The organism is Siminovitchia fortis, from assembly GCF_007681465.1.
GTDB classification, from domain to species: domain Bacteria; phylum Bacillota; class Bacilli; order Bacillales; family Bacillaceae_C; genus Siminovitchia; species Siminovitchia fortis.
Genome location: NZ_VEKZ01000089.1, coordinates 1 through 8,727, shown reverse-complemented (window position 1 = coordinate 8,727; position 8,727 = coordinate 1). Strand labels below are relative to the sequence as shown.

7 protein-coding genes and 1 CRISPR repeat array are annotated in these 8,727 nt (G+C 40.9%); all 7 genes read left to right on the top strand.

Annotation, left to right across the window (positions count from 1 at the left end; genetic code table 11):
* The first annotated feature begins 276 nt into the window (after positions 1-276).
* Positions 277-411 (top strand): hypothetical protein, encoded by a 135-nt coding sequence (locus FS666_RS20530; RefSeq protein ID WP_260842238.1) that lies wholly within the window; start codon positions 277-279, stop codon positions 409-411.
* A 110-nt stretch (positions 412-521) separates the two neighbouring features.
* The gene (cas5c, locus tag FS666_RS18315) at positions 522-1,244 is read left to right on the top strand and encodes a type I-C CRISPR-associated protein Cas5c (RefSeq protein WP_144463660.1); all 723 of its coding nucleotides are present in this window, start codon (positions 522-524) and stop codon (positions 1,242-1,244) included.
* On the top strand, positions 1,245-3,137 hold the full coding sequence (cas8c, locus tag FS666_RS18310; RefSeq protein WP_144463661.1) for a type I-C CRISPR-associated protein Cas8c/Csd1: 1,893 nt from the start codon (positions 1,245-1,247) through the stop codon (positions 3,135-3,137). It abuts the gene before it with no gap.
* Positions 3,138-4,007 (top strand): type I-C CRISPR-associated protein Cas7/Csd2, encoded by an 870-nt coding sequence (cas7c, locus tag FS666_RS18305; RefSeq protein WP_144463662.1) that lies wholly within the window; start codon positions 3,138-3,140, stop codon positions 4,005-4,007.
* On the top strand, positions 3,994-4,653 hold the full coding sequence (gene cas4, locus FS666_RS18300; RefSeq protein ID WP_144463663.1) for a CRISPR-associated protein Cas4: 660 nt from the start codon (positions 3,994-3,996) through the stop codon (positions 4,651-4,653). The genes cas7c and cas4 overlap by 14 nt, the downstream gene beginning before the upstream one ends.
* On the top strand, positions 4,650-5,681 hold the full coding sequence (cas1c, locus tag FS666_RS18295; RefSeq protein ID WP_144463664.1) for a type I-C CRISPR-associated endonuclease Cas1c: 1,032 nt from the start codon (positions 4,650-4,652) through the stop codon (positions 5,679-5,681). Before cas4 ends, cas1c begins: the two co-directional genes overlap by 4 nt.
* A gap of 8 nt (positions 5,682-5,689) precedes the next feature.
* Entirely contained in the window at positions 5,690-5,980 is a 291-nt protein-coding gene (cas2, locus tag FS666_RS18290) for a CRISPR-associated endonuclease Cas2 (RefSeq protein ID WP_144463665.1), read from the top strand.
* Positions 5,981-6,153: 173 nt separating this feature from the next.
* A CRISPR array of direct repeats spans positions 6,154-8,654; the repeat unit is 32 nt; unit sequence GTCGCACTCCTCGTGAGTGCGTGGATTGAAAT.
* Between the last annotated feature and the right edge of the window lie 73 nt (positions 8,655-8,727).

Here is an 8,727-nt window from a genome sequence, read left to right as displayed (position 1 = left end):
TTCTATTGAAGTGGTTCAATTTTCAAGTGCGATTGTGGTTCATTTTTAGATTACCATATACAGTTCTCAGATAATAATAAGCAAATTTCAATCCACGCCAAACTGGCGACATATTAATTTTAACACAAGTTTTTAAAAGAAGAAAAATGTACCCTCTAATTAGTATTTTAAGATATAATAAACAGAAGTCAGTGAATTTTGTAGATGATAATAAGCAAGAAGATAAATTTGGCTGACGGAGAAATTATCTATAAAATTTGGTTGGAGGAGTTTTTTATGGAAAAAAAGAATTTTAGCGCTGAATGTATTTATAAATTGCTTAGGGAAATAAAAGCGCTTCGACAAGAGAATAGGGAATTAAAGCAGCATGTAAAAACTTTAAAGAAAGCTGTGGCACTATTTGTGAAATAATAGTAATAATCATAGCAGTGGGAAAGCATCTTTACTGCTATGATTATACTTTCACTATAAATACTTATAGTAACTACACAAATTTAACACGTTAAATTGGAGGTGTAATTTTGCGAAATCAAATTGAATTTGAAGTTCATGGCAATTATGCGTTATTCACTGATCCCTTAACAAAAATCGGCGGGGAAAAGATGTCTTATCAAATTCCTACTTACCAAAGCTTAAAAGGGATTGTTGAATCCATTTATTGGAAGCCTACGATTATATGGATTATTGATGAAGTACGGGTAATGAATCCAATCCGAACAGAATCAAAAGGGATTCGGCCGATAGAGTACGGGGGAGGAAATACATTAGCCTATTATACATACTTACGGGATGTAAGATATCAAGTAAGGGCCCACTTTATTTTTAATCCTCATAGGCCAGACTTAGCGTTCGATCGTAATGAACACAAACATCATAATATTGCCAAACGAGCTGTGAAAGCCGGCGGCCGCAGGGATATATTTCTAGGGTCCAGAGAATGTCAGGGTTATGTAGAACCTTGTGAGTTTGGCAGAGGGGAAGGCTATTATGACAAATATGACGGGCAAATTGATTTCGGTGTAATGGTTCATGGTATTAACTACCCTGATGAAACTGGTAGAAATCAAATGGAGACACGGTTATGGAGACCCACAATGAAAGACGGTTATATTAAGTTCATCCGTCCAGATGAATGTACTATGATTCGTCCAATAGGTGAAATGTTGCCCAAGGAATTCAATCAATCAAACATCCAATCAGCTGATGAACTTTATAAAGAGGTCATTCAGGAAAGGGGTGATTAAATGACCTGGTTGAAAAACCTCTATGATACATACGAAAATAATCAAGGGTTAATAGGAGCATTTGAAAAAAACAAAAATGATCAGGAGTTTGCGCTTATTCCTATATCCCATACGACACAAACAGCGCAGATTGAAGTTTCTTTGGATGATAATGGTAATTTCGTCTCTGCAAAAGTTGTTGACAAAAACGATGCCAGTACGATCATTCCATGTACTGAGGCCTCGGCGAGCAGAACAAGTGCTCCAGTTCCTCATCCTTTGTTTGATAAGCTCATGTATGTTGCTGGTGACTATTTAAAATATGGAGGGACTATAAAAAAAACAAACCCGTACCAGGATTATATGGACCAATTGAAAACTTGGTGCGAATCGGAATACTCACATCCGAAAGTCGAAAGCGTTTACGCATATTTAAGCAAAGGAAGGCTTATTGAAGATTTAGTAGAAGAAAAGATTATCTATGTAGATGAAAATGATAAATTCATAGAAAAGTGGACGAATAGTATCAAAGAAAAATATGGCGAAAAACCTGATTTATTTAAGGTTGTCTCCTCCAATCAAAGCGACGCGTTTGTTCGTTTCTCTGTAAATAAAATTGGAGAGCCAGAGTCGAGATTGTGGAGAGACAGCTCAGTATATGAGTCTTTTATTCAGTTCTATGAGAGTCTTTTACAAAATCAGGATTATTGCTATGTGACAGGAGAGAGTCTCCCTACAACGGAGAGGCATGCCTCAAGAATTCGGTATTCCGCAGATATGTCCAAATTAATATCTGGTAATGATACAAGCGGTTTTACATTCCGTGGAAGGTTTAAGAAGAGTCAGGAAGCAGCCTCTATAAGTTACGAGGTCTCGCAAAAAGCGCATAACGCCTTAAAATGGTTGATCGCGAAACAGGGTTTTTCAATAGATGGAAAAGTATTTCTCGTATGGGGAACAGAAGAATCAGATTTGCCTAATCCTCACGACGATACGGACAGTTTGGGACTCTATGATACTGTGTCTGAAACAACTGGAGATGTAACGCATCAGGAATTTGCCAACCAGGTCCAAAAAGCAATTGCCGGTTACAGGCATGACACCGATTATAAATCAAAGGTTAACATCATGATTGTAGATGCAGCAACACCTGGCCGTATGGCGATCGTTTATTACCGTGATATGGATAAAGAGTTGTTCTTGAATCGTTTAGAATCATGGCACAAAACATGCTGCTGGCTGCACCGTTATAAAAAAGATGAAGATAAAAAAACGATAATATTTATGGGGGCACCTGCTACAAAAGATATCGCCTTTGCTGCATATGGATCTAAAGCAAGTGACAAGCTGGTCAAAGGGCTGGTCGAAAGAATGCTGCCATCAATCATTGATGGTAGGAAGATACCAGTTGACATTGTAAGAAGTGCATTTAATAGAGCTTCTAATCCAGTAGGTATGGAGACGTGGGAGTGGGAGAAAACACTTAGCATCACGTGTGCTTTAATTAATAAAGCATACGAAAAGGAGGGCTTAACCGTGGGGCTTGATGTTGATAACGATAACCGCGATTATTTATTTGGAAGGCTGTTGGCGATTGCTGATGTACTTGAAAGAAACGCCCTAGATAATGATGAGAAAAGGGCTACTAATGCTATTAGGTATATGAATGCTTTTGCTCAGCATCCGAGCAGGACATGGAGTATCATTCAAGCAAATATTCAACCATACCAAGCAAAATTGGGTACTCGGCTGAGCTACCATAATAAACTCTTGGATGAGGTAGGGGCAATGTTAAAGCCGGAAGATTTTAATGACAAACCATTAAGCGGACTTTATTTGCTTGGGTTTTATAGTCAAAGACATGAATTATATAAGAGTAAAAAAGAAAAAGAAGCCGAAAAAGGAGAGGTTTAATTGACTATTTTAGATCGTAAAATTGACTTTGCTGTTGTACTGACCGTAAGAAATGCAAATCCAAATGGAGATCCGCTTAACGGAAATCGTCCTAGGCAGAACTATGATGGATATGGTGAAATCTCGGATGTTTGTATTAAACGGAAGATTCGTAACCGTCTCCAAGATATGGGAGAACCTATTCTCGTACAGTCTGATGAAAGACGCAATGATGGGTTCCGAAGCATAAAAGATCGTGTTGACAGTAATGAAGAACTACAACAATATTCAAAAGGAAAGAAGAAAGACAGTTTGATATATGCGAAGATAGCGTGTGAATCATGGATGGACGTCCGCAGTTTTGGACAGGTATTTGCATTCAGCGGTTCGGAGGTTTCTATTGGGGTAAGAGGCCCCGTATCTATTCATACTGCTGTAAGTCTTGATCCAATTGATATATCCAGTATGCAAATAACAAAAAGCGTGAATTCTACAACTAACACAAAAGATCCCGATAAAAAGACGTCAGACACGATGGGGATGAAACACAGGGTAGATTTCGGAGTCTATGTTTTTTATGGAAGTATAAACACACAATTAGCGGAAAAAACAGGCTTTACGTTTGAAGATGCTGAAAAAATAAGAGAGGCATTGATTACTTTATTTGAAAATGACGCATCATCAGCCCGCCCAGATGGCAGTATGGAAGTGAATAAAGTCTTTTGGTGGCAGCATAATACCAAGATGGGTCAGTATTCTTCCGCAAAAGTTCATAAATCATTGGAAATTAATTTAAAAGAAGGGTTAAATGAGGCTAAGTCGTTCGATGATTATAAGATTACCCTTCACCAACTAGATGGCCTCGAAGTTCAAGAGTATGACGGTCTATAACGAAGAGGACTATTTATTGTTGTCGGGAATCCAGCATTTTATATTCTGTAAGAGGCAATGGGCATTGATTCATGTTGAACAGCAGTGGGAAGAGAATGTGAGAACTGTGGAAGGAAGGCATCTGCATAAACGCGCTGATCAGCCGATGATTCGTGAAAAAAGAGGAAATAAACTGGTTGTCAGAGGTCTGCCAATTCATTCAAAAGAACTTGGAGTCACAGGGGTATGTGATGTTGTTGAATTTTTTAAAGATGCTACAGGGATTTCTTTAGTTAACGAAGAAGGTACTTACATTCCTGTTCCTGTTGAATACAAAAGAGGTAAACCAAAGAAAGATGATTCTGATATTCTTCAATTAACTGCGCAGGCGATGTGCTTGGAAGAAATGCTGGTTTGCGAGATTCCTAAGGGTTATCTTTTCTATGGTGAAATAAAAAAGCGAGTGGAAGTATCCTTTACCGATTACTACCGGGATCAAGTTATAAAGTATTTTACCGAGATGCATCAATATTTCCAAAAGAAATATACGCCAAAGGTAAAAACGGGCCCCCATTGCCGGTCCTGCTCCCTCCAAAATATTTGTTTGCCGGTTATTTTGAAAAAGAGACCTGTCTCAAGCTATATTGAAGGGAGGTTAAAGGAATGAAGAAACTTTTAAACACTTTGTTCATAACCTCTCCTGATGTCTATCTGTCGCTTGATGGAGAAAATATCGTTGTCAAAAAAGAAAATGATGCTCTTGGAAGGTATCCTCTGCATAATTTAGAAGCTGTTTGTACCTTTGGTTATGCCGGAGCTAGCCCTGCGTTAATGGGTGCTTGCGCAAAAAGAGATATTTCAATAACCTTTATGACAAGAAATGGGAATTTTCTGGCACGAGTTATTGGAGAGTCGAAAGGAAATGTTATTTTAAGAAAGGAACAATATAGAATATCAGATGATGAAAAAAGAAGTGCTGTTGTTTCAAGGAATTTCATTCTTGGAAAAATATATAATGGGAAATGGATTTTAGAACGTGCTACAAGGGATTACCCTCTTAGAGTAGATGTTCCGAAGATAAAACGTATTACCTCAACATTAACGGAAACAATGAAAGCAGTTCGGGCTGTGGAGGATTTAGAAACGTTAAGAGGTCTGGAAGGAAATGCGGCGGTTCAGTATAATTCGGTTTTCGACGATCTCATCCTCCAACAAAAGGACTATTTCTTTTTTACATATAGAAATAAGCGCCCGCCCCTTGATAACGTAAATGCTTTACTCTCATTTGCCTATACAATGTTATCGAATGATATAAAGTCAGCCTTGGAATCTGTGGGGTTAGACGCATATGTTGGTTTTTTACACCGTGATAGACCGGGGAGAGCATCTCTTGCCTTAGATATGATGGAGGAACTGCGGGGTGTTTATGCAGATAGATTTGTTTTATCGTTAATTAATAAAAAAATTGTCAATCATAAGGGGTTCTTTCAAAAAGAAAGCGGAGCAGTAATAATGGATGATGATACTAGGAGAAAAGTATTGATGGCATGGCAAGAAAAGAAGCAAGAAAAAATACAGCATCCCTATTTAAATGAAAAGATTCCTTGGGGCCTGGTACCGCATACTCAAGCATTATTATTAGCCAGGCATATACGTGGGGACTTAGATGAATATCCACCATTTTTTTGGAAGTAGGTGAAAGAGTGCTTGTGTTAATAACATATGACGTCAGTACCACTACTCCGGAAGGTAGAAAAAGACTTAGGAAAGTCTCCAAGAAGTGTTTAGATTATGGACAAAGGGTTCAGAATTCCGTATTTGAATGTGTTTTGGATTCTACGCAACTTAAACAATTGAAATATCAATTAGAGGAAATTATTGATAAAGAAACCGATAGCTTAAGATTTTATAACTTGGGGAAAAACTATAAAGGCAAGGTAGATCATATAGGAGCGAAGGAATCTTACGATATAGAAGGAACACTTATTATTTAATTATGGTGCGAATATACAGCTCTCATACTTTTTCGTGGGGATTCGCACCCGAAATATCTTGGATTTGATAACGAATTTCCAGATAACTTCAAATGTATTCCTTTTTATGGGAATAAATAGCGAGTTTATGTGATTATTACCCTTTTTTTGGATAAAAACTCACTGATTTCGCTGTCGCACTCCTCGTGAGTGCGTGGATTGAAATTTTTAATATTTCAACCTTAGTTTCAGTATCCCCGTCGCACTCCTCGTGAGTGCGTGGATTGAAATATTTCATAGAAACTCATACCCGTTGAAGTTATACCGTCGCACTCCTCGTGAGTGCGTGGATTGAAATATGTTAGCGACTTCAGACAACCTACAACCGGTTGAGTCGCACTCCTCGTGAGTGCGTGGATTGAAATACCATCTTGATCACCTCCTCCTGTGTGCAGGAATCGTCGCACTCCTCGTGAGTGCGTGGATTGAAATTTGTCTACACCGAGTTTGCCTAGCACCCAGTTAACGTCGCACTCCTCGTGAGTGCGTGGATTGAAATTCAAACTCCTGCTCCATGCCTTCCAGGTCCTTGATGTCGCACTCCTCGTGAGTGCGTGGATTGAAATACCTTTGAACTCGTTACCTTTTCTTGAACCCTGACCGTCGCACTCCTCGTGAGTGCGTGGATTGAAATTTTCTCAAGGACGATCCAATAGGCGCATCCATAATGCCAGTCGCACTCCTCGTGAGTGCGTGGATTGAAATATTAGCAATATATTTTGGCATGATTTTGCCCTCCTTGTCGCACTCCTCGTGAGTGCGTGGATTGAAATTACTACTGTCATAACCGCGCCGAACCCCGAAATAAGTCGCACTCCTCGTGAGTGCGTGGATTGAAATCTCGTCAGTAAAACGTATTGCGAATACAACTTTATCGTCGCACTCCTCGTGAGTGCGTGGATTGAAATACAAAAATTCACGCAGATCTTATGGAGTACAGCCGTCGCACTCCTCGTGAGTGCGTGGATTGAAATAAAATATTGACGAGATGCTTACTTCGAACGGACTGTCGCACTCCTCGTGAGTGCGTGGATTGAAATACCGACACGCTCGCGAAAATTTGGCAGACGGTACGGTCGCACTCCTCGTGAGTGCGTGGATTGAAATCTCGCCGAGTGGTCGGTGCCGAAAGTAACCTATCGTCGCACTCCTCGTGAGTGCGTGGATTGAAATTTCTAATTCGATAGTAGAGCCGATGGGGTTACGAGTCGCACTCCTCGTGAGTGCGTGGATTGAAATAACTCGGCAATCGGGAAGGCAATAAGCCTCCGCAGGTCGCACTCCTCGTGAGTGCGTGGATTGAAATTTCGTAATCCCCGTCGTGGAATTTATCGATTGCTGTCGCACTCCTCGTGAGTGCGTGGATTGAAATCGTTACATATCGGCGCGAGCTTTCATTCCAAGCGTCGCACTCCTCGTGAGTGCGTGGATTGAAATTATCCTTGAAATCTACGAGCCCTACAGAAATATGTGTCGCACTCCTCGTGAGTGCGTGGATTGAAATCAAGAAGACGGTGATCCTGTACTTAAGTTTTTACGTCGCACTCCTCGTGAGTGCGTGGATTGAAATATACTTGAGTTTTCATTGATGGACTTAAGGTAGTGTCGCACTCCTCGTGAGTGCGTGGATTGAAATTATACGAGATTGGGCGTGATTTTCGAGAGTGGTTAGGTCGCACTCCTCGTGAGTGCGTGGATTGAAATAAGGATGAAATCTACAACTAGAAAGGGGTAAAAGCGTCGCACTCCTCGTGAGTGCGTGGATTGAAATCTGGTGTAGTGTAATTTCGAAAAACAGCCCTACCATGTCGCACTCCTCGTGAGTGCGTGGATTGAAATTTTGATTTTCTTGTTGTCATCTTGCAGTTGCTGAAGTCGCACTCCTCGTGAGTGCGTGGATTGAAATTCTGACGTAGAGCCCCACCGTCATAAGCCAAACCGTCGCACTCCTCGTGAGTGCGTGGATTGAAATCAAACGTTACTATTTCGTCGCCCCACAACACGTCCTGTCGCACTCCTCGTGAGTGCGTGGATTGAAATCTTCCGGCTCATATTCGTAAACCGCTCCGATAAGGTCGCACTCCTCGTGAGTGCGTGGATTGAAATGCTAATCCTTCGCCAGTCCAGCGTCCGATTTGAGTCGCACTCCTCGTGAGTGCGTGGATTGAAATGTTAGAACACTCAATCTATTCAGCCCTTTTAATTGTCGCACTCCTCGTGAGTGCGTGGATTGAAATAACCATCATTATTTGGTTAAAGAACTCACTCCCGGTCGCACTCCTCGTGAGTGCGTGGATTGAAATTTCGGAAAACTGGAACAACGCCAGTCCGTCGGTTGTCGCACTCCTCGTGAGTGCGTGGATTGAAATAATTTCGATGCGTCGAGGCTTTCAAACGGAATCATGTCGCACTCCTCGTGAGTGCGTGGATTGAAATCTTTTCGACATCTACCAAAGAGTCCTCAACTTCGAGTCGCACTCCTCGTGAGTGCGTGGATTGAAATATAGCGCCGTGTATTGCGTGTGACTTCGCGCTTGGTCGCACTCCTCGTGAGTGCGTGGATTGAAATACGTACCGATAATTTAAGTCCTCTGTTAGCTTTTGTCGCACTCCTCGTGAGTGCGTGGATTGAAATTCGACAGTCGTGTAAAGAATCACTTTGTTCCGTCAAAAACAGGCCTTCTTTATTCAAATTCCTTCAGCGTGAT

Coding starts and splice junctions, on each gene's coding strand:
- FS666_RS20530 (WP_260842238.1), top strand. CDS start 277: ATGGAAAAAAAGAATTTTAGCGCTGAATGTATTTATAAATTGCTTAGG.
- cas8c (WP_144463661.1), top strand. CDS start 1,245: ATGACCTGGTTGAAAAACCTCTATGATACATACGAAAATAATCAAGGG.
- cas4 (WP_144463663.1), top strand. CDS start 3,994: ATGACGGTCTATAACGAAGAGGACTATTTATTGTTGTCGGGAATCCAG.
- cas1c (WP_144463664.1), top strand. CDS start 4,650: ATGAAGAAACTTTTAAACACTTTGTTCATAACCTCTCCTGATGTCTAT.